The sequence below is a fragment of the Microbispora bryophytorum genome (genome assembly GCF_043197435.1).
GTDB classification, from domain to species: domain Bacteria; phylum Actinomycetota; class Actinomycetes; order Streptosporangiales; family Streptosporangiaceae; genus Microbispora; species Microbispora bryophytorum.
Map to the genome: position 1 here is coordinate 822,700 of NZ_JBICTF010000001.1, position 21,544 is coordinate 844,243.

The window sequence follows — 21,544 nt, forward strand, 5'->3', positions numbered from 1 at the left end:
TAATATTTAAAAATGAGGCCTAGGGGGGGGGGGGGGGGTGGGGGGCCCCCCCCCGGGGGGGCCCCCCCCCCCGGGGCCCCCGCCCCTCGAACGCGCCCGATGACGGGCCTGATCAACGGCCCGATGGATCAGATCCGGTGGATCAGGACGGGATCCAGTCCTGCCACACGATCTTGTTGGCGTCGACCCACTTCTTCGCGGCCGCCTCGGCGCTCATCTTGTTCACCGCCATGTCGTAGGCCACGGCGTTCTGGTCGTCGTTGGTCCACGTCCAGTTCTTGATGAACTCGTACGCCTTGCCACCGGTCTTGGAGAACTTCACGCTGACGATCTTGTCGAGCAGGTACGGCGGATAGTCGCACTTGATCGTCTTGACATCGCCGTCACACCCGATGGCGTACGGCGGAAGGTTGATCTTGACGAGCTTGAGCTGGTTGAACAGCCACTGCGGCTCGTAGAAGTACATCAGCAGCGGGGTCTCGTTCTCTGTGGCCTTGCGAGCCGCCGCGATCAGCGCGTCCTCGCTGCCGGAGTAGACCACCTTGTAGGGCAGGTTCAGGTTCTGGATGAGCGCCTCGTCGTTGGTGACGAAGGACTTGTCGCCGGCGAGGAACTGACCCAGGCCCTCACTCTTGTCGGTCTTGAACAGGTCCTTGTACTTGGGCAGGTTGTGCCAGTCCGTGATGTCCGGATATTTCTGGACCATCCACTCGGGGACATACCACCCGATGACGCCCTTGTTGCCGTCCTCGCCCGCAGTCATCGCGACCTTCTTGTCGTCGATGTACTCCTTCTTGAGCTCCGGGTGGCTCCAGTTCTCGAGGACGGCGTCGACCGTGCCCTTCTCGAAGCCCTTCCAGGAGTCCGCCTCGGCGCTCTCGATCGTCTCGACCTTGTAGCCGAGCTCGTGCTCGAGGAGATAGGCGACGACCGCGGCGCTGGCCTCGTAGCCGATCCAGGGGTTGATCGCGAGTCGTACGGTCTTCGTGCCGCCCCCGGCGCCTGCTCCGGCGGCGTCATCCGAACTCCCGCCACTGCAGGCGGTCATGGCCAGCGCGAGCGTCAGCACGCCGGCAAGGAGACGGATCCTCATATCTAGCCTCATCTGATGTCGTACGGGGCGGCGAACGCGAGCGGCGGGGCCGCCGCGACACCGGCAGAGTATTCCACAACAAGCGGGATCGGCCGCGATCACGGGGATCGCGGCCGACGAGTGCTCACGCCCAGGCGGGGCGCACGGCGTCGTGATCCTCAGATCACTTGGGCATCCAGGCCTGCCACTTGGCGGTGTTGGCCTCGATCCACTTCTTGGCCGCGTCCTCGGCCGACATTCCGTTGTTGGTGATGTCGTCGGCGACCGCGTTCTGGTCGTCGTTCGTCCACTGGAAGGCCTTGATCAGCTCGTACGCCTTGCCGCCGGTGTCGGCGAACTTCTTGCTCACGATCTTGTCAAGGTCGTACGGCGGGTAGTCGCAGTCGACCTTCTTGGGGTCGCTGTCGCAGCCCTCCGTGTACGCGGGGAGGTTGATCTTGACCAGCTTGACCTGGTTGAACAGCCACTGCGGCTCGTAGAAGTACATGAGCAGCGGCTTCTTCTGGTCGGTCGCCTGCTTGGCGGCCTTGATCAGCGCGGCCTCGCTGCCGGCGTAGACGACCTTGTAGTCCAGCTTCAGGTTCTTGACCAGCGCCTCGTCGTTGGTGACGAAGGACGGGTCGCCGTCGAGCATCTGGCCCTTGCCGTCCGACTCGGACGTCTTGAACAGGTCGGCGTACTTGTTGAGGTTCTTGTAGTCGGTGATGTCGGGGTACTTCTGGGCCATCCACTCGGGCACATACCAGCCGATGACGCCCTTGTTTCCGGTGCTGCCCGCCTCGACGGCGACGTTCTTCTCCTCGATGTACTTCTTCTTGAGGTCCGGGTGGCCCCAGTTCTCGAGCACGACGTCGACGTCGCCCGACTCCATGCCCTGCCAGGACGGCTCCTCGGCGAGCGTCACCTTCTCGACCTTGTAGCCGAGCTCGTGCTCCAGGAGGTACGACACGACCGCGGCGTCGGCCTCGTAGCCGACCCAGCCGTTGATGGCTATCTTGACCGTGCCCCCGGCGGACGCGGCCGCGGAGCCCGCGGCGCTCGCGCTGGGCGCCGCCGCGGAGTCGTCCTCTACCTTGGCGCCTCCGCAGGCGGCCGCACTCAGGCCGAGAACGAGAATCCCTGCGATTAGGCGTAACTTCTTCATGCGTTCCTCTTCTTGTGGGGAGAGCGGCGCCCGTTGGCGCCTTGCGTGATCCGGTCGAGCATGACTCCGAGCAGGACCAGGGCGACGCCGGCCGCGAGGCCCTTGCCGTAGTCCTCCTGCTGCGCGAAACCGGCCACGACGTCGTATCCGAGAGCTCCAGCGCCGACCAGCGCGCCGATCACCACCATTGCCAGCGTCATGACGATGCCCTGGTTCGCCGCCAGGAGCAGCGAGCCGCGGGCCATCGGCAGCTGCACCTTCCACAGCAGCTGCCGGTCCGTGGAGCCCGTCGACCTCGCCGCCTCCATGACGGTGCCGGGGACCGCCCGCAGGCCGTCCTCGACCACGCGCGCGACCACCGGCACCGCGTAGATGAACGCGGCCATGATCGCGGTGAAGCGGCCGTTGCCGAACAGCGCCACGGCGGGCAGCAGGTAGGAGAACGACGGCATCGTCTGCGCGGCGTCCAGGAGCGGCCGCAGCACGGCGGCGAACCATCGGGACCGCGCCGCCGCCACGCCCAGCGCGAGCCCGGCCGCGATCGTGATCACCGAGCCGACCAGCACCATCGTCAGCGTCTCCATGCCGTGCTCCCACAGGCCGAGCGCGGCGACGCCCAGAAGGCAGACGGCGGCCACCAGACCGGCCGCCGGCCCGCTCACCCGCCAGGCGAACACCAAAACCGCCACCGTGACCAGCCACCAGGGAGCGCTGGTCAGCAGGTCCTGCAGCGGGTTGAGGAAGCCGTACGCGACGGTGTCGTTGAGGAAGCCGGTGAAGGTGTACCAGTGCGCCTCGATCCAGTCGGCCACGTCGTTGATGGGCCTGATGACCTGCACCTGCCACTGCTCGGGAAACTCCTGCGCCAGCACGGGGGTCAGGGCGAGCCCGGCGGCCGTGAGGACGGCGAAGCCGCCCCAGCGGACGGTCCGCGCCCGGCTCCCGCCGTCGCGCCGCTGCGCCGCCGCCCGCGTCATGCGGTCCAGCACGATGGCGATCAGCACGATCGCGATCCCGGGCACGAGCGCGGCGCCCACGTTGACCCGGGCGAGCGCCCGGAGCAGGTCCTCGCCGAGGCCCGGCGCCGCGATCAGCGCCGTCAGCGGCACCATCGACAGAGCCGCGGCGATCGTCTGGTTGACGCCCAGCATGATCGTGTTCAGCGCCAGCGGCAGGCGGACCTTGCGCAGCGTCTGCCACCCGGTCGCGCCCAGCGACTCCGACGCCTCCACCGTCACACCGGAGACCCGCTCGATGGCCAGCGCGGTGATCCTGATGGCCGGCGGCATCGCGTAGATCATCGTCGCGATCGTCGACGACGCCGACCCGATGAGGAACAGCAGCACCATCGGCGACAGGTACGAGAACGTCGGCATGATCTGCATGACGTCGAGCACCGGCGTCACGATCCGCCGGACGCGGGGCGAGCGACCGGCCCAGATCCCCAGCGGGATGCCGAACAGCAGCGACAGCACCACCGCGGACAGCGTCAGCGCGAGCGTCTCGACGCTCGCCTCCCAGAACCCGAGCACGCCGAGGCCGGCGAAGCCCACGAGCGAGACGAGCGCGATCCGCCAGCCGCCCGCCAGCCAGCCGAGGCCGGCGGCCAGGCCGACGAGCCCCGGCCATCCCAGCGCGACCAGGGCGCCCTGAATGAGCGCGAAGACCTCCGAGGCGCCAAGGCGGAGGTAGTTGACGACGTACAGGAAGATCGGGTTGCTGTTGCGGTTGGCGTCGACCCAGTCGCGGGCGTCGTTGAGCCAGTGGAACAGGGTGGCGTCGTCGTCGTGCGGCAGCACGGCCCTGCCGCGGAAGAGCACGTAGAGGGCCACCCCCGCGACCACTCCGGCGACCGGCACAACCCATCGGGGCAGGCGCCGGGCCCGCGCCGGGGCCTGCACGGGCGGCGCCGCCTGAACGGGCGCGCTCACCATCTACGCCTCCCCTGACGCGCCGGCCGAGGCGACCGCCGCGCCCCCGCGAGTCCTCGCCTCTGCCGTCTCGGCGGGGGCGGTGACGACCACGCGCTCGGTTTCGGGCCGTACGGCGCCGAGGAGGTCGACGCGGCTCACCACGCCGACCAGTTCGCCGTCGGCGACGACCCGGATGGGCCGGTCGGACGCCATCGCGGCCGGGACCGCGTCGTGGATCACGGTGCCGGCCGGGAGTTCGGGACCGTCGAGCGGCTCGCCGGGCTCGGGGGCGCGGGAGATCCAGCGCAGCGACAGCACCTGCGCCCGGGGAACGTCCCGCACGAAGTCGGCCACGTACTCGTCGGCGGGCGCCCCGACCAGCTCCTCGGGGGTGCCCACCTGCACGATCGCGCCCGCACGCATGATCGCGATGCGCTCGCCGAGCTTGAGCGCCTCGGACAGGTCGTGGGTGATGAAGACCATGGTCTTGCCGACCTCTCGGTGCAGCCGGATGACCTCGGCCTGCATGTCGCGGCGGATCAGCGGGTCGAGCGCGCTGAACGGCTCGTCGAACAGCAGCACCTCGGGGTCGACGGCGAGAGCCCTGGCCAGCCCCACCCGCTGCTGCATGCCGCCCGACAGCTGCTCGGGATAGGAGTCCTCATGGCCCTCCAGCCCGACCAGCGACAGGATGCGCCGGGCCTTCTCGTGCCGCTCGGCCTTTCCGACGCCCTGGATCTCCAGGCCGTAGGCGATGTTGTCCACGACCTTCCGGTGCGGCAGCAGCCCGAAGTGCTGGAAGACCATGCTCACCCGGTGGCGGCGAAGCTCGCGCAGTTGCTTGGCCGACATGGCGCGCACGTCCTGGCCGTCGATGCGCAGCTCTCCCGCCGTCGGTTCGATCAGCCGGGTGAGACAGCGCACCAGCGTCGACTTGCCGCTGCCCGAAAGGCCCATGACGACGAAGACCTCGCCCGGGCGTACCTCGAAGCTGACGTCCCTGACGGCGGCGGTGCACCCCGTCTTCGCCCGCAGTTGCGCGGGCTCGAGCTCGGCGTCGGGGCTGCCGATGATCCGGTCGGCCTTGGGACCGAAGATCTTCCAGAGCCCGCGAACCTCGATCGCGGCTGTGCCCACTCTGATTCCCCTCACTTGGCGCTCGCCCGCGAGGCGGCGTGGACGCCCGGAAACGCCAAAGCACGGCGCGAGGGCTGCCGCTCGAACGCCGTGAATGAAGAGCGGGGGGCCAACGACTCCTCAGGGCACACGCACAGGCGTTGCGCTACGCGCAACACGGATCCTGTTTTGACAACAGGTCTGAGGCTAGGGCCCTGCTGCCCCTCATATGGTGAAAAATGCCACCTAAACTCCATATCGTGATCGTCCGGTGATCTTTCGCTCCGCGGGCAATACCGGGCGGTGAGGGCGCGGCGGCGCGGTGTGAGGACCGACTCCCGGGCGTGGTGGCAGCCGGGCCGGGATCAGGTGGCGAGAATGCCTCCGTCGACCGGGAGCACCGCCCCGGTGACGTACGAACCGGCGTCGGAGGCGAGGAAGACCGCGGCGGCGACGAGCTCCTCCGGATCGCCCGAGCGCTTCATCAGGACCCGCTGCTCCCGCACGCGGTCGAGGTAGCCGTCGGGATACTGCGCGGTCATCTCCGAGTCGAAGAAACCCGGCTCCAGGCAGTTGACCCGGATGCCCCGGCGCGAGGTCCACTGCTGGGCGAGGTCGCGGGTGAGGCCGGCGACGGCGGCCTTCGACGCGCTGTAGGCCGCCTGTGGCAGCCCGGCCGTGGTCTCGCCGAGCACGCTGCCGATGTTGACGATCGACGATCCCGGCCGCATGACCCGGGCGCAGGCCTGCGCCATCCAGTAGGTGCCGTTCAGGTTGACGTCGATCACGCGGCGGAACTCGCCGGGAGTCTCCCGCAGGGCGGGCACGGCTGTGCCGACGCCCGCGTTGTTGATCAGCACGTCGATCCGGCCGAACTCGCCCATGGCCGCGTCGGCGAGGGCCTGACACTCCTCGGGGTCCGACACGTCGGTCGGGACCGCCAGGCAGCGGCGGCCGGTCTCCTCGACCAGCCGCCGGGTCCGCTCCAGGCCCTCGGGACGGCGGGCCCCGATCACCACGTCGGCGCCCGCCTCCGCCAGGCCCCCGGCGAAGGCGACGCCGAGCCCCGACGAGGCCCCCGTCACGATGGCCACCTTGCCGTCAAGACGGAACCGGTCCAGGATCACGCCGCCTCCTCGCCCAAGAATCGAACCCGACTCTAGAGCAAGGTTTTGCCAGGGTGCGGGACGGGTGGATCAGAGGCCGTACTCCTTGGAGATCCGCTCGTGCCGCTCGGCCTCGATGCCGACCTCACGGGCGAGGTCGAGCCACGCCAGCGGGTGGGACCACTGCTCGGTGACGTCGTCGAGGACGGCGTCCAGCTCCGCCGGCCGCGCGGCGGGCGGGATCGCGATCCAGCCGAACACGCCGGGCAACTGCTCGCCGGTGGCCGGGTGGGTGACGCGGTAGTTCTCGTCGCTGTAGACCCACATCGGCCAGCCGCGCTCGGCGAGGACCTCGTTGAACTCGGCCCACTCGTCCTCCGACGGCGCCGCGCCGTCGAAGAACCAGCTCGTGTAGCCGCCCGGGCGCAGCATCGTCACCCCGGCGAACGGGATGACGAAGCTCTCCCGCTCCTGCTCGTTTTCGGGAATCGGCTCCAGCGGCCGGGGGTCGATCACGACGACGTCGCCCGCGTTGTAGTCCATGCCGCGGGGCTGCGGGATCGCCAGGCGCGCGGTGGCCGGGCCGGTCCGCACGGCGAGCACCTCCCGCTGGCTGCCGTCGGGGGCGGGGAGGATCACCCGGACCAGGTGCCACTCCTCCTCGATCGGGCCCTCGCCCGGCTCGATCGGCATGCCGAGCTTGGTGCCCGCGGCGCGGACGGTCGCCCAGTCCTCCACGGCGGTGGACAGGACGATGATCCGCCAGACGTCCTCCTCCTCGCCCTCGCCGGAGTCGAGCAGCGGCTTGAGGATCTCGGCCGCCTTGACGTTGTCGCCGAGCTGCTGCACGGCGCCCGACCACAGGCGGAGCGCCTCCAGCCCGCCCTCGTTGGCGGCCGCCTGCTCGGCCTCGGCCGCCGTCTCCTCCCAGCGCTCGCGCGCGCGGTGGAGCCGGGCGAGCGCGAGGTGCGAACGCGTCTGCGGCAGCCGGGCCGCCAGGGTCTCCACCCGCTCGTCCTGCCCGGCCTCGATGAGCAGGCCGGTGAGGTAGGAGATGTCCTCGTCGCCGGCGGCGGCCGGGTCGCCGTCCTCGACGACCGTCTTCCAGTAGACGTCGGCGCCCACCGGGGCGTAGCCGAGGAACCCGAGCGTCGTGGTGTGGCGCCGGGTGGCCTCGAGGTCGGTGCCGGACAACGGCCACAGCCAGCCCACCCACCGCTCGGGGTCGGCCGTGCGGCCGTCGGCGGCGTCGAAGTAGGCCACCAGCTCGTCGCGGGGGCCGGGCGGCGGAAGCTCCTTGGCGTCGTCCGCCGCGGCGCGCAGCTCGGCCACCCGCTCGGCGAGTCCCTCGGTGGCGCGCAGATCGGCGATCACGGCCTCGGCGTAGTCGGCCAGCAGGCGGGCCTGCCACAGACCCTGCCGGGCGACCGCCAGGTGCCCGGCCGTCAGGGCCAGCTCGAACCGGGCGCGGTGGCCGCCCACGCTTTCGAAGTAGGCCATCCACTGCCGCAGGATGCGGCCGAGCTGCCAGGTGTTGGCGATGCCCTCGGTGAGCATGCGGACCGTGCGGGCCCACTCCACCCATTCGCGCGCGTGGTCGCCCACCACGTCGAGGTCGGGCAGCGCGTCCACGGCCTCCTGCACACGGCCGAGGGTGGCCAGCACCTGCGACCTGAGCAGGGTCTCGCGGCGGCCCTTCGCGACCGGGTCGTCCGGCTTGAAGCCGGTCGAGGCGTCGAGCGCGGCCAGGGCGTCGTCCGGGCGGCCGGCGGCGAGCAGGGCCCGCACGGAGGCGGCGCCCAGCTCCCAGCTCGCCTCGCGCTCCTCGCCGCGCAGGCGCTCGACCGCCGCCTCGGCGTACGCGACGGCCTCGGCCGCCTGGCCCGCGTCGAGCAGGGCGGCGACGTACTGCGTGGCCAGGCCGGAGAAGGCGAGGGAGTCGGGGCCGACGCTGTTGAGGGCCGCGCCCAGGGTCGCCAGCCGGGTCTCGGCGTAGCCGGGGCCGTCGGTGTTGGCCTGGGTCATCGCCAGGACTTCCACGGCGCCGGGGGCGGCGGGACAGTCGCGGACGTCGTCACGCTGGGCGAAGTCCGCCAGTGCCACGGCGTCGTCGAGCGCGACCGCGCCGATCGCCCGGTCACCCGCCCGGCCGACCAGGTGCCAGTAGCGCGCGAAGAACTCCAGCCACGGCTTCTCCAGCGTCTCGGCGTGCTGCGCGATCGCCGGCGCCACGACGTCGAGCTGGGTGAAACGGCCCTCCAGCGCCTGCCCGGGCACGTCACCCAGCGCCATGGCCAGCCCCGTGTTGCCCGCCTCGTGCAGTTCACGCTGGGTGCTACCGACCCAGGCCCAGATGTCCACGTCCATGGGCAGTCAGTCTGCCAGGTCGCCGACCATGACCCAAACGAACGCGGCCTTATGCTCACCGGCGCGTCAGCGCGTCAGCGCACCCGGGACGCCTCCCGGAGGAGGGCGCAGAGTTCGGCGAGCTCCGCCGGGCCGAGCGCCGCGTACGCACGGGCGACGAGGTCGTCGGTCAGCTCCTCCACCCCGGCCCTGCGCTCCGCCGTCTCCGCCGACGGCTCCGGGTAGGGCTCGGGCCAGGCGAGGAAACGGGCGACGTCGGAGGCGCGGTCGTACGGGATCGGAGTCCCGGTGCCGTCCGCGCCCACGAGGGTGGCATCCAGCGGGTCGAGTCCGTGCGCCACCACGGCGGTCGCGTGCCGGCCGCCGCGCAGTTCCCGCACGACGTGCAGCAGGTGGGCCGCCAGAGCAGGCCCGCCGCCGGGCCGCGGCATGGCCCGCCATCCGGCGAACAGCGGCGCGCAGAACGGGTCGGCGCCGTCGGCGACGGCGGCGAGCAGCTCCGCCAGCCGGTCGGCGTTCCCGAGCCCGGCGAGCCGGCGCCGTCCCCAGTCGTGGCAGGCGCCGGCGTAGAGCGAGGCGGCCTCCTCGGCCGGGAGCTTGCGCCCGCCCTCCCACGACTCGCGGACGTGCCCGGCCGGGAAGAAGACGACCGCCGCGAGCACGACATCGGCGTCCACCTCGCCGAGGACGCCGCACCTGCCGCGGAAGTACATCTCCCGTGGGCCGAGGCCGTGACGCTCGCACAGCGCCTTGACCTCCCGCGAGATCATGAAGCCCCCGCCGAGGGCCCCGATCGCCGCCTTCGTCTCCACCACCGCGTCACGCGGATCCATGCGCCCTCCTCGATCCAATCTTCAGACCCAGGGTGGGGGGTTAGAACAATGTTCCGCAAGTCCCTTGGACGATCAGAGGACGGCGGGCCACTCCCCCGAGGCGACGAGGACGGCCGGCCCCGACAGGTAGCTCGTGTCCTCCTCCAGCGTGACGGTGACCGTGCCGCCGAGCACCCGGATCTCCCAGGTGCCGGTGGTCTCCCCGGCGGCGTGAGCGGCGGCGACGGCCGTCGCGACCGCCCCGGTGCCGCACGAGCGCGTCTCCCCCGAACCCCGCTCGTGCACCCGCATGGTCACCCTGTGGTCGCCCACGGTGTTGAAGATCTCGACGTTGACGCCCTCCGGGTAGTCCGCGCGGTCGAAGTCCGGCTCGCGGCCGAGGTCGAACCCGGCCACCGGCTCCTCCACGGCGCACGCCAGGTGGGGGTTGCCCATGTTCACGTTCACGCCGCGGCACTCGCGCCCGTCGACGACCGCGCGGCTGTCCCCCAGCACCCGCGGCCTGCCCATGTCCACGGTCACGTCGCCCGTCACCCCGAGCCGTACGCGCTTGAGGCCCCCGCGGGTGGCGAGGGCGAACTCGCCGGGCGCCGCGAGGCCCGCGTCGACCAGGTAGCGGGCGAAGACCCGGACACCGTTGCCGCACATCTCGGCGATGCTGCCGTCCGCGTTGCGGTAGTCCATGAACCACTCGGCCTCGCCGGCCGGCCCGGCCGCCTCGGGGCAGAGCTTGGTGCGCACGACGCGCAGCACCCCGTCGGCGCCGATGCCGGCGCGCCGGTCGCACAGCGCCGCGACGTCCGCCGCGGACAGGTCCAGCGTGGCGTCGGCGTCCGGCAGGATGACGAAGTCGTTCTCGGTGCCGTGGCCCTTCACAAAACGCATGGCAGCAGTCTAGGAGGCGCCGGTGATCACGGCGATCGCGCGACCGGCCAGGTCAGGCGCGTCGAACGGCAGCCACACCACGCGAGGGTCGCGGCGGAACCACGACTCCTGCCGCCGGGCGAACCTGCGGGTGGCCCGCACCGTCTCCTCCCGCGCCTGCTCCTCGGTCCACTCCCCCGACAGGAAGCGCAGCACCTGCGCGTACCCGAGCGCCCGGCCGGCGGTCCTGCCCTCCGCCAGGCCGCGCGCGGCGAGCGCGCGCACCTCGTCCACCAGCCCGGCCTCCCACATGAGGGCGACCCTGCGCTCGATCCGCTCGTCGAGAACCGGCCGCGGCACCTCGACGCCGATCTGCACGCTGTCGTAGACCGCGTCGTACGACGGCATCGTGGCGGAGAACGGCCGCCCGGACAGCTCGATGACCTCCAGGGCGCGGACGATCCTGCGGCCGTTGCTCGGCAGGATGTTCTCCGCGGCCACCGGGTCGAGGCCCTTGAGCCGCTCGTACAGGGGCGCCGGGCCGGTCGCGGCGAGCTCCTTGTCCAGCCGGGCGCGCACGTCCGGGTCGGTCCCCGGGAACTCCAGGTCGTCGATCGCGGCGCGCACGTAGAGCCCGGAGCCGCCCGCCAGCACGGGCACCCGGCCGCGGGAGCGCAGGCCCTCGATCAGGGGGCGGGCGAGCCGCTGGTATTCGGCCACGCTCGCGGTCCGCGTCACCGGCCAGATGTCCAGCAGGTGGTGGGGGACGCCGCGCCGCTCCTCCCGGGTCAGCTTGGCCGTGCCGATGTCCATGCCCTCGTAGAGCTGCATGGAGTCGGTGTTGATCACCTCGCCGTTCAGGCGGAGCGCGAGCTCGACGGCCAGATCGGACTTTCCCGCCGCGGTCGCGCCCACGACGGCGATCACAGGTAGCTGCCCCACACCCTCCAGTGTCCCAGCGGCGGGGAGGTCAGATGTCCCAGTCGAGAGTGGGAGGCAGGTGGCCTTCGAGGGTGAGCAGCCACCGCTTGGACTCCACTCCCTCGCCGCCGCTGAAGCCGCCGAGCCCGTTGCTCGCGACGACCCGGTGGCACGGCACGATGATCGGGATCGGGTTGGCGCCCATGATCGAGCCGATGGCCCGCGCCGGGACCCCTGTGCCGCTCCGCGCCGCCAGCTCCCCGTACGTCACCACCTCGCCGTACGGGACCGTGGCGGACAACGTGCCGAGGACCTGCCGCTGCAGTAGCGACATGAGCCGCCAGTCCACCGGCACGCGGAACTCCTTCAGCTCACCCCGGAAGTACGCCGCCAGTTCCTCGCCGGCCGCGGCCGTCCGGACCCGGTCGTCGGCGACGGCCATGCCGAGGCGATCGGCGATGCGCTCCCTGACCAGGGGGCCGTCCTGGAAATGCGTCGCGGCGACCCCGTCCTCGGTGACGGCGGCGAGCACGTCGCCCAGCCTGGTCGGTACGGTCGCGAACGCCACCGTGCTGCTGTCCATACATCCCATTCTGCGCGTGGTGCAGCGGGGTAGGGTGATCGGGTGCTGGTCGCCGCGGCCGTCTGCCCGCATCCTCCGCTGCTCGTCCCGCAGGTCGCCGGGGCCGCCGCGCCCGAACTCGACGACCTGCGCGTGGCCTGCGCCGCGGCGGCCGGGTCGCTCCTGGACGCCCGCCCCGACGTGCTGGCCGTGGTCGGCGGCGCGGAGACCACCGCGTCCTTCCCCGGGAACGCCGCGGGGACGCTGCGCCCGTGGGGCCCCGACGTCCGGGTCGGCCCGGGGGATCTCGTCCTGCCGCTGTCGCTCACCATCGGCCGCTGGCTGCTGGAGGGGACGGGGACGCTTCCCGTCCTGCGGTTCGAGGCGGTGGGCTTCGACGCGCCACCGGACGAGTGCGCCGCGCTGGGCCGCCGCCTGGCGACGTCGGCGCCGCGGGTGGCGCTGCTGGTCATGGGCGACGGCTCGGCCAGGCGCACCGAGAAGGCGCCGGGGTACATCCATCCCGGCGCCGTGCCGTACGACGAGACGCTCGCCGGCGCGCTCGCCTCGGGCGACGCCGGCCGGCTGCTCGGCCTCGACCCGGACGAGGCGCGGGAACAGTGGGCGGCGGGCCGGGCGGCCTTCCAGGTCCTCGGCGGCGCGGCGGAGGGAGCGCCCCCGCCGGCCGCCTCCGAGCTGCTGTACGACGACGCGCCGTACGGCGTGGGCTACTTCGCCGCCCGCTGGGCCTGGTAGTCCGCGCGCTTCGGCACGGGGACGCGCATGAGGTCGCGGGCCGTCACGACCTCCCCCGCGTAGGACGTGCGCACCTCGTCCACGAAGCGCGGCTCGTCGGCCGTGGTGTACCGCTCGGAGAAGTGGGTGAGCACCAGCCGCCGCACCCCGCAGTCGGCCGCGATCCGGCCCGCCTGGGCCGCCGTCAGGTGCCCGTACTGCGCGGCCAGCGCGCTCTCGTCCGACAGGAACGTCGACTCGATCACCAGCAGGTCGACGCCGTCGGCCAGGGCGAACGCCCCGTCGCACACCCGCGTGTCCATCACGAAGGCCGCGCTCTGCCCCGGCTTGGGGACGCTGCACTCCTCCAGCGTGACCGTCGAGCCGTCCGGCATCGTCAGCGAGCCGTGCCGCTGGAGCTCCCCGATCATCGGCCCGCGCACGCCCCGCCTGGCCAGCTCCCCGGGCAGCATGCGGCGCCCGCCCGGCTCGTCCACGCGATAGCCGTACGACTGGACGGGGTGCGACAGCGGCCGCGCGGTCAGCGTCACGGGCCCCGACGGCCACCGGACCACCTCGCCGGAGACCGGGCGAGGTGTGATCACATCGGTGTCGGCGAAGGCCGACGCGTTGCGCAGCCTCCCCCAGTACGTCTCGCCGCTCGCGGGGTAGGCCGCCCGCACCTCGTGGTTCACCCCGTCCCTGGCGATGCGCTGGACCACGCCGGGCACCCCCAGGCAGTGGTCGCCGTGAAAGTGGGTGACGCAGATCCAGGTGATGTCGTGCGCGCTCACCCCTGCGTGCAGCATCTGCCGCTGGGTGCCCTCTCCCGGATCGAACAGGAACCCCTCGCCATCCCAGCGGAGCAGGTAACCGTTGTGGTTGCGGTGACGGGTGGGCACCGCACTCGACGTGCCGAGGACGACCAGTTCACGAACGGACACACCGCGATGGTAGGACGTGTCCGGCGATCGGGCGCCGCCGCGCCGCGGCGCAAGCACCGCCATGGCGGCCTTTCACCTACCGTGGCGCAACTCAGCCAATATTCGCCATCATTCGGGATATTTCTCCGAATAATGGCCGGGCGGCGTATTTGGAGTTCCCGGAAATCGCCGGAACCGCCGCTGGAATTCGCGCGTGGCGGGCAGACTGAGAAATCCGATACGACCGACCGCCGCATGGAAGAATACGACCTTGCCGGATTTCTCCCCCATCCCTCGGCACCGGCGCGACGGCCATCCCGTCCTCGCCCTGACGGGTGTGGTCGGCGTGGCCGCGATCGCCGGACTCGGCGTCGTCCTGGCCGTCCTGCCCACGCGCGACCCCGCGCCCTCCACCGCCCGGCCGGCGGCCGCCGATCTGGGCGCCGCGGCCTCTCCTGCACGTCCGGCGCCGGGATTTCCCGCCGCCGGCCCTTTCTTCTCGCCGGCGCCCTCCCCATGGAAAACCGGATCCGGGCGACCGGAAACGGAACCGGAACGCGCGGCGGAGCACCGGAAGGAGGCGGAGGAAACGGCGCCGCGAGACACCACAGAAAGCCCAGAAAGCGGACAATCGGCGCGAGAATTAACAAAGGACGAACCGGCGGCACATCGACGCGACGCGCTGCCGCCCGGTCACGATGTCGGAGCGTCACGGTCGCCCGGGCACCCTCCCCGGACGGCGAACCCCTCCTCCCGGTCCCGACCGCCCTCGCCCGTCTCGTCGTCCCGGAGCGGCGCGGGCGGCACGAGCGGCTCCACCGGCACGTCAGGCCGCGCCGGGACGGAGGAGGCGCGCCAACCCCGGCCCGCCCGCATCGCTTCTCCGCACGCCTCGAAGCCGGCCGTTCGGAGCTCCGCGACCCGCGAATCGGCGGCAGAGGACACAGCGGCCAGGGACACAGCGGGCAAGGACGCGACGGCACGGAACTCCGCGACCCCGAGATCAGCCGGGGCGGACGGGGCGGACGGCGCGGCGCGCACCCGGATCCAGGACCCCTGCCTGCGATTCGACGACGACCTGCGCCGCGCCTACTGCTACGAGGTCCTGCGCCGCCTCAGTCAGTGACCTGGACCTCGCGGTCAGTGGCCCGGACGTCGCGGTCAGTAACCCGGACGCCTTGGGTCAGAGGCCTGGACGTCGCGGGGGCCGGCGCGTCAGACGGCCGAGCAGGCGGACGGTTCCACGGGCGGCGGAGCGGGACGGCCAACGGTGGGCATCCCCAAGCTGACCGCGCTGCCCCGCTGCGGGGCGGCCTGCCGGGCCTCCCACGCGTCGCCCGCGCGGGTCCGCCGCACGGACAGGACCTTGTCGGCCACCAGGTGGTGCGGCGCGGCGTAGGTCACCTCGACGGTGACCATGTCGCCGGGGCGCGCCTCGGCGGCGCCGGCGGCGGCGAGGTGGACGAGGCGGTTGTCGGCCGCGCGGCCGGACAGGCGGTGGGTGGCGTCGTCCTTGCGGCCCTCGCCCTCGGCGACCAGCACCTCCAGAGTGCGCCCGACCTGCTTCTTGTTCTCCTCCCAGGAGATCTCCTCCTGGAGGGCGACCAGGCGCTCGTACCGCTCCTGGACGACGGCCTTGGGCACCTGGTCCTCCATGGTCGCGGCCGGGGTGCCGGGGCGGATGGAGTACTGGAACGTGAACGCGTTGGCGAAGCGCGACTGCCGTACGACGTCGAGCGTCTCCTGGAAGTCCTCCTCGGTCTCGCCGGGGAAGCCCACGATGATGTCGGTCGAGATCGCGGCGTCCGGCATGGCCGCCCGGACCCGCTCGATGATCCCGAGGTAGCGCTCGGACCGGTACGACCGGCGCATGGCCTTGAGGACGCGGTCGGAGCCGGACTGCAGCGGCATGTGCAACTGGTGCATCACGTTCGGCGTCTCGGCCATGGCGGCGATCACGTCGTCGGTGAAGGCCGCCGGGTGGGGCGAGGTGAAGCGGACTCGCTCCAGGCCCTCGATGTCCCCGCAGGCCCGCAGCAGCTTGCCGAACGCGAGCCGGTCGCCGAACTCCACGCCGTAGGTGTTGACGTTCTGGCCCAGCAGGGTGATCTCCAGGACGCCCTGGTCGACCAGCGTGCGCACCTCGCCGAGGATGTCGCCGGGACGGCGGTCCTTCTCCTTGCCGCGCAGCGACGGCACGATGCAGAACGTGCAGGTGTTGTTGCACCCGACCGAGATCGCCACCCACGCCGCGTAGGCCGACTCGCGGCGGCTCGGCAACGTGGAGGGGAAGGTCTCCAGGGACTCCTTGATCTCGACCTGCGCCTCCTGCGCGATCCTGGCTCGCTCGAGCAGCACCGGCAGCGACCCGACGTTGTGGGTGCCGAAGACCACGTCCACCCAGGGGGCCCGGCGGACGATCTCGCCCTGGTCCTTCTGCGCCAGGCACCCGCCGACCGCGATCTGCATGCCCTCACGGGCCATCTTGATCGGCCGCAGGTGGCCCAGGTTGCCGTAGAGCCGGTTGTCGGCGTTCTCGCGTACGGCGCAGGTGTTGAACACGACGACGTCCGGCGTGTCCCCCTCGGCCGCGCGGACGTATCCCGCGTCCTCCAGCAGCCCGGACAGCCGCTCGGAGTCGTGCACGTTCATCTGGCAGCCGTAGGTCCGCACCTCGTAGGTCCGGGCCGCGCCCTCGGTGCCCGCCTGTATCGTCGTCACGCTTTCGGCGCCCTGGGTCGTCACAGTCTGTGTGGTCGCAGTCATCGCCCTACAAGGGTAGGCGCTTTCCCGCCCTCGCCCGTACCGGAACGTCGCGCACCCGATCGCCGGCACGGCCGGCCAGGCCGGCTCGCGGCCTCGGCCGCGGGGCCACGCACAGCGTCGCCGCCGCACGCCGCGCCCTCCCGGCGCGGACCGGATCGGGGGCGCGGATCCCGCTGTCATGACCAGGGCTCGCATCTGTCATTACCCAGGCTTGTGAAAAGCGAAAATATCGTTTTATTGAATCATTCATCTCTATGTGATGCCCTTGTGAGTGCATGGACCACGCTCCCCACGGATTGGCCAGAACCATGGTGAACTGGAAGCGATCATCCGTTCTCATCCGCAGGACGGTTGGTTACTCCACCGTCGCCGCATTGGTGTGCACCGGGGTCAGTCTGCTCTTCCTCGTCGTCGTCGGCAGCAAGGACGACGAGTCGTCCCGGGCTCGAGTCACCGGGGCGTGGGACCGAGTGGTGCCCCTCATCAGAGAGGGGTTCCTCCCCCCCGTGCTGCCGGCGGGCAAGGACATGGCGATCCAGGTCCTGAACACGCGGAACGAGGTCGTCGCGGCGACGCCGCAACTCGCCCACAAGCCCCCGATGGCCACCTTCCGCGCGGCCAGCGCGAGCGTGCACGCCGAACGGGTGCTGTGCCCTCCGGCCGGGCTGAAAGGCTGCATGACCGTCTTCTCCTACAAGGTCTATCAGCCGGACGGGCCCTGGCTCCTCTACGTCTCGGCGCCCACCATCCCCTGGTACGGGAACACGGCGGCGCTGTCCTTCGCGATCGGCATGTCCCTGCTGATGACCGCGATGACGGCGGCCGGAACCTTCCATGTGGCCAAGAGGGACATGACCGCGGTGGACGCCATCCGCACGGAACTGGCGGAGATCACCGCCACCCATCTCCACCGCCGGGTCCCGGTGGCGCACAACAACCAGGAAGAGATCAAGCTCCTGGCCGGAACGGTGAACGACACCCTGGACCGGCTCGAAGGCGCGTACAAGCAACTGCGGCAGTTCACCTCGGACGCCTCGCACGACCTGCGCAGCCCCCTCACCGCCATGCGGACCCAGCTCGAAGAGGCCCTCATGCATCCGGACGACACCCACTGGCCCACGATGACGGCGGCGGTGCTCTCCGGAGTGGACCGGCTTCAGGCGATCGTGACCGATCTGCTGACCCTGGCCAGGCTGGACGCCCGTGCCCCCCTCGATCTCAGTCCGACCGACCTCGGCCGGCTGCTCGGCGGCGAGCTCGACCGCCGCACCTACCGAATGAAGATCGTGAAAGATCTCCGGCAGAACGTCTTCGTCGACTGCGACCGGCTGCGGATCACCCGGCTCCTGGTGAACCTGCTCGACAACGCCGAACGGCACGCCACCTCGCAGATCACCGTCAGCGTGCGGGCCGACGGGCCGACGGCGACGCTGGAGGTCCTCGACGACGGCGCCGGAGTCGCCCCGGAGCACCGGGAGATCGTCTTCGACCGCTTCACCCGGCTGGACGCCTCCCGCGACCGGGACTCAGGGGGCACCGGGTTGGGTCTGGCGATCGCGCGGGAGATCGCGGAAGCGCATCAGGGCACCTTGACCATCCAGGACAGCGAACGGGGAGCACGGTTCGTCCTGCGCCTCCCCATCCGCGAAGCGCCTCATACCGCCGGCCGAAGCGAGCATCTTGCCGGTCACGCCGGATTTTTCAGTATGCCGGTCCCACGATGAGCCGTTTTCCGGCTCGGGATTTTTGTGTATCCGCGCTCCTGCGCGGCGCGAGGCCGGCCTGAGCCGACCGGGACCGCGTCCCGGGCCGCATGGGCCGGGACGTACGGACAAACCGGGACTGATGTCCTGAGCAGCCGGGATGTGATCTATTCGGTACCGGCCTGTTAGTGACTCGGCGACGTTGACCCCCCTACGTTGTTGACCATGACGGAGATCAGTGGTTCCGACCCGCTTGTCAGGCTGGAGGGAGTCAACAAGCATTTCGGTCCCCTGCATGTGCTCAAGGACATCGGCCTGAGCGTGGGCCGGGGCGAGGTGGTCGTCGTCATCGGCCCGTCCGGCAGCGGCAAGTCGACGCTGTGCCGGGTGATCAATCGTCTGGAGACGACCGACACCGGAACCATCGTCTTCGACGGGCGGGAGCTGCCCGCGGAGGGCAGGGCTCTGGCCCGCCTGCGATCCGAGGTCGGGATGGTGTTCCAGTCCTTCAACCTCTTCTCCCACAAGACGATCCTGGAGAACGTCACGCTCGGTCCGACCAGGGTGCGGAAGATCTCCCGGCAGCAGGCCGAGCAGCGGGGCATGGAACTGCTTGAACGGGTCGGCATCACCTCTCAGGCGGGCAAGTATCCCGCCCAGTTGTCCGGCGGCCAGCAGCAGCGCGCGGCCATCGCCCGCGCGCTGGCCATGGACCCCAAGATGATCCTTTTCGACGAGCCCACCTCGGCCCTCGACCCCGAGATGGTCCAGGAAGTGCTCGACGTGATGACCGGCCTGGCCAAGGACGGCATGACGATGATGGTCGTCACCCACGAGATGGGTTTCGCCCGCCGGGCGGCCAACCGGATCGTGTTCATGGCCGACGGCCAGATCGTCGAGGAGGGGTCGCCCTCGGAGTTCTTCACCCAGCCGAGCACCGAGCGCGCCCGCGACTTCCTCTCCAAGATCCTCACTCATTGATCCCAGCTCACGACAAGCTCCACAAGAAGCGAAAGGTGACGCGGATGCGATTCGGAGCCGGCCTGCTCGCGCTGGCCGCCCTGGCTACCGGCCTGACGGCCTGCGGCAACTCCGGGGCGGACTCGATCGCCGACAAGGCGAAGAACGACAAGAAGCTCGTCGTCGGCATCAAGATCGACCAGCCGGGCTGGGGCCTGAAGAAGCCCGACGGCACCTACGGCGGGTTCGACGTGGACGTGGCCAGGTACGTCGCCAAGGAACTCGGCGTGCCGGAGAGCGGGATCACCTTCAAGGAGGCCCAGTCGGCCAACCGGGAGCCGTTCATCCAGCAGGGCCAGGTGGACATGGTCGTCGCGACCTACTCCATCACCGACGAGCGCAAGAAGAAGATCTCCTTCGCCGGGCCGTACCTGATCACCGGCCAGGACATCCTCGTCCGCGCCGACGACACCTCGATCACCGGGGTCGAGTCCCTCAAGGACAAGAAGGTCTGCGGCGCGCAGGGCTCGTCGTCGCCGAAGCGGCTCGCCGACAAGTTCGGGGCCGAGTGGGAGTCCAAGAACCTCACTCAGCAGCAGGGGTACGGCGCGTGCCTGCCGCTGCTGGAGAACCAGCAGGTCGACGCGATCTCCACGGACGCAACGATCCTCGCCGGGTTCGCCGCCCAGTTCCCCGGCAAGTTCAAGCTGATCGGCCAGCCGTTCAGCGAGGAGAAGTACGGCATCGGCATCAAGATGGACGACAAGTCCGGCCGCGACGCGATCAACAACGCCATCGAGAAGTTCTTCAACGACGGCAGCTGGCGCAAGGCCCTCGACGCCAACCTCGGCGAGTTCGGCAAGTACTTCACCACGCCGCCGTCCGTCGAGCGGTACTAGGGCACCGATAGCGGCACTGGAAGGAGGCCGGCGGTGGAGGCCGTCGTCGACGAGCTTCCCGTCATCCTCGGCGCGTTCTGGCTGACGGTGAAGCTCACGGTGGTCAGCGGGGTGATCTCGCTGATCTGGGGGATCGTGCTGGCGGCCATGCGCGTCAGTCCGCTTCCGGTGCTGCGAGGGGCGGGTGCGCTGTACGTCAACGTGCTGCGCAATACGCCCCTCACACTGATCATCGTGTTCTGCGGCCTCGGCCTGGGCACGGTGATGAACGTCCAGTTCTCCCGGGACGACCTGTCGCTCAACAGCTTCTGGCTGTCGATCATCGGGTTGTCCGCCTACACCGCCGCCTTCGTGTGCGAGGTCGTGCGGTCGGGGATCAACACCGTGCCGCTCGGGCAGGCGGAGGCCGCCCGGGCGATCGGGCTGACGTTCCTGCAGACGCTCCGCCTGGTGATCCTCCCCCAGGCGGTGCGCACGGTCATCGCGCCGCTCGGGAGCCTGCTGAACGCGCTGGTCAAGAACACGACGGTCGCGGCCGCGATCGGCGTCATGGAGGCGGCGCTGCGGATGAAGAACCTGTTCGACGCCCACGGAGACGCGATCATCCCCATCTTCCTCGGCTTCGCCGCCGGGTTCGTCGTGCTGACCCTTCCCATGAACCTGCTGTCCGGCCGGCTGGCCCGCCGCCTGGCGGTGGTCCGATGACCGGGCGCGGCGCCGGCGTCCTCTACGACGTCCCGGGCCCGCGCGCCCGCCTGCGCAACAACGTGCTGACCCTCGCGTCCGGCCTCGTCCTGCTGCTCGTGGCGTACTTCGTCTGGACGAAGTTCGACGAGAAGGGCCAGTGGGACGGCAAGCTGTGGCAGCCGTTCCTGCGGGCCGAGACCTGGACCGAGCTGATCCTGCCCGGACTGCTCAACACGCTGACCGCCGCCGCGGTCGCCGCGGTGCTCGCGCTGCTGTTCGGGGCCGTGTTCGGCATCGCCCGCCTGTCGGACCACCGCTGGGTGCGGATCCCGGCCGCGGTGGTCGTCGAGGCCTTCCGCGCGGTCCCGGTGCTCATGCTGATCTTCTTCGCCCAGTACGGCGGGAGCCTGGCCGGGCTGGTCGTGACCGAGTTCGCGGCCGTGGTCTTCGGTCTCACGGTCTACAACGGGTCGGTCCTCGCGGAGATCGTGCGCGCGGGCATCCTCGCCGTGCCGCGGGGCCAGGCCGAGGCGGGATCCGCGATCGGCCTGCGCAAGAACCAGGTGATGCGGCTGATCCTGCTGCCGCAGGCGGTGACCGCGATGATGCCCGCGATCATCAGCCAGCTCGTGGTGCTGCTCAAGGACACCGCGCTCGGGTTCGTCGTGGCGTACGCCGACCTGCTGAACGCGGGCGCCCGCGTGGTGCCGGCCAACTACGCCAACCTGATCCCCTCGGTCATCGTCATCGCGGTGGTCTACATCGCGATCAACCTGGCGCTCGGCTACCTCGCCACCTGGCTGGAACGGCGCAGCAGGCACAGCCGGAAGATCACGGCCGACCCGGCCGCCGCCGAGGTGGCCGCGGGCGGCGAGGTCGCGCTGATGAGCTGACCCCTCCCTCCGCACGGCTCGGGTCAAGGGATCTTTGCCGTGTCGCTGCTGGCGGGCAG

19 protein-coding genes are annotated in these 21,544 nt (G+C 70.9%); 6 read left to right on the plus strand and 13 right to left on the minus strand.

All coding sequences use genetic code 11. The features are described 5' to 3' along the window. Positions 1-142: 142 nt before the first annotated feature. From ACGFIB_RS03855 to ACGFIB_RS03900, 10 genes are all read right to left on the minus strand, one after another. Positions 143-1,093 carry an ABC transporter substrate-binding protein gene (locus tag ACGFIB_RS03855; RefSeq protein WP_142568164.1) on the minus strand — a complete coding sequence of 317 codons (951 nt, stop codon included), beginning with the start codon at positions 1,091-1,093 and terminating at the stop codon, positions 143-145. A 163-nt stretch (positions 1,094-1,256) separates the two neighbouring features. Further along, complete coding sequence (locus ACGFIB_RS03860; RefSeq protein WP_357248649.1) at positions 1,257-2,237, minus strand: ABC transporter substrate-binding protein; 981 nt, start codon at positions 2,235-2,237, stop codon at positions 1,257-1,259. Next, the gene (locus tag ACGFIB_RS03865) at positions 2,234-4,171 is read right to left on the minus strand and encodes an ABC transporter permease (protein WP_393368242.1); all 1,938 of its coding nucleotides are present in this window, start codon (positions 4,169-4,171) and stop codon (positions 2,234-2,236) included. The genes ACGFIB_RS03860 and ACGFIB_RS03865 overlap by 4 nt, the downstream gene beginning before the upstream one ends. Further along, a complete protein-coding gene (locus ACGFIB_RS03870) occupies positions 4,172-5,287 on the minus strand; it encodes a quaternary amine ABC transporter ATP-binding protein (RefSeq protein ID WP_393368244.1) in 1,116 nt (371 codons plus the stop codon). 344 nt (positions 5,288-5,631) lie between these two features. Then, positions 5,632-6,393, minus strand: a complete 762-nt coding sequence (locus ACGFIB_RS03875; protein ID WP_229689956.1) for an SDR family NAD(P)-dependent oxidoreductase — start codon at positions 6,391-6,393, stop codon at positions 5,632-5,634. Between the two features lie 69 nt (positions 6,394-6,462). Next, complete coding sequence (locus ACGFIB_RS03880; protein ID WP_142568161.1) at positions 6,463-8,739, minus strand: tetratricopeptide repeat protein; 2,277 nt, start codon at positions 8,737-8,739, stop codon at positions 6,463-6,465. 74 nt (positions 8,740-8,813) lie between these two features. Then, the gene (locus ACGFIB_RS03885; RefSeq protein WP_393368247.1) at positions 8,814-9,572 is read right to left on the minus strand and encodes an SCO6745 family protein; all 759 of its coding nucleotides are present in this window, start codon (positions 9,570-9,572) and stop codon (positions 8,814-8,816) included. A 72-nt stretch (positions 9,573-9,644) separates the two neighbouring features. After that, complete coding sequence (gene dapF / locus ACGFIB_RS03890) at positions 9,645-10,457, minus strand: diaminopimelate epimerase (RefSeq protein ID WP_393368249.1); 813 nt, start codon at positions 10,455-10,457, stop codon at positions 9,645-9,647. Between the two features lie 9 nt (positions 10,458-10,466). Further along, positions 10,467-11,378, minus strand: a complete 912-nt coding sequence (miaA, locus tag ACGFIB_RS03895) for a tRNA (adenosine(37)-N6)-dimethylallyltransferase MiaA (RefSeq protein WP_142568158.1) — start codon at positions 11,376-11,378, stop codon at positions 10,467-10,469. A gap of 28 nt (positions 11,379-11,406) precedes the next feature. Continuing rightward, positions 11,407-11,940, minus strand: coding sequence for a methylated-DNA--[protein]-cysteine S-methyltransferase (locus ACGFIB_RS03900; RefSeq protein ID WP_142568157.1), 534 nt, complete (start codon positions 11,938-11,940; stop codon positions 11,407-11,409). A 42-nt stretch (positions 11,941-11,982) separates the two neighbouring features. Between ACGFIB_RS03900 and ACGFIB_RS03905 the strand changes: the two genes are divergently transcribed. Further along, positions 11,983-12,675 carry a class III extradiol dioxygenase subunit B-like domain-containing protein gene (locus ACGFIB_RS03905; protein WP_393368251.1) on the plus strand — a complete coding sequence of 231 codons (693 nt, stop codon included), beginning with the start codon at positions 11,983-11,985 and terminating at the stop codon, positions 12,673-12,675. On the opposite strand, the gene ACGFIB_RS03910 is transcribed toward ACGFIB_RS03905, so the two are convergent. The 3 genes from ACGFIB_RS03910 to miaB form a co-directional block, all read right to left on the minus strand. After that, positions 12,648-13,598, minus strand: coding sequence for a ribonuclease Z (locus ACGFIB_RS03910; RefSeq protein ID WP_393368253.1), 951 nt, complete (start codon positions 13,596-13,598; stop codon positions 12,648-12,650). The genes ACGFIB_RS03905 and ACGFIB_RS03910 overlap by 28 nt on opposite strands. Before the next feature lie 108 nt (positions 13,599-13,706). Further along, positions 13,707-13,868 carry a hypothetical protein gene (locus ACGFIB_RS03915; protein ID WP_357248622.1) on the minus strand — a complete coding sequence of 54 codons (162 nt, stop codon included), beginning with the start codon at positions 13,866-13,868 and terminating at the stop codon, positions 13,707-13,709. A gap of 924 nt (positions 13,869-14,792) precedes the next feature. After that, positions 14,793-16,250 (minus strand): tRNA (N6-isopentenyl adenosine(37)-C2)-methylthiotransferase MiaB, encoded by a 1,458-nt coding sequence (miaB, locus tag ACGFIB_RS03920; protein ID WP_357258178.1) that lies wholly within the window; start codon positions 16,248-16,250, stop codon positions 14,793-14,795. Between the two features lie 401 nt (positions 16,251-16,651). Between miaB and ACGFIB_RS03925 the strand changes: the two genes are divergently transcribed. The 5 genes from ACGFIB_RS03925 (at position 16,652) to ACGFIB_RS03945 (ending at position 21,485) form a co-directional block, all read left to right on the plus strand. Next, positions 16,652-18,067 (plus strand): sensor histidine kinase, encoded by a 1,416-nt coding sequence (locus ACGFIB_RS03925; protein ID WP_357248619.1) that lies wholly within the window; start codon positions 16,652-16,654, stop codon positions 18,065-18,067. Between the two features lie 204 nt (positions 18,068-18,271). After that, a complete protein-coding gene (locus ACGFIB_RS03930; protein ID WP_142568151.1) occupies positions 18,272-19,027 on the plus strand; it encodes an amino acid ABC transporter ATP-binding protein in 756 nt (251 codons plus the stop codon). Between the two features lie 44 nt (positions 19,028-19,071). Continuing rightward, on the plus strand, positions 19,072-19,905 hold the full coding sequence (locus tag ACGFIB_RS03935; RefSeq protein WP_357248616.1) for a glutamate ABC transporter substrate-binding protein: 834 nt from the start codon (positions 19,072-19,074) through the stop codon (positions 19,903-19,905). Positions 19,906-19,938: 33 nt separating this feature from the next. Continuing rightward, positions 19,939-20,610 carry an amino acid ABC transporter permease gene (locus ACGFIB_RS03940; protein ID WP_142568149.1) on the plus strand — a complete coding sequence of 224 codons (672 nt, stop codon included), beginning with the start codon at positions 19,939-19,941 and terminating at the stop codon, positions 20,608-20,610. Beyond that, positions 20,607-21,485, plus strand: a complete 879-nt coding sequence (locus ACGFIB_RS03945) for an amino acid ABC transporter permease (RefSeq protein ID WP_393368256.1) — start codon at positions 20,607-20,609, stop codon at positions 21,483-21,485. The genes ACGFIB_RS03940 and ACGFIB_RS03945 overlap by 4 nt, the downstream gene beginning before the upstream one ends. Positions 21,486-21,544: the final 59 nt, after the last annotated feature.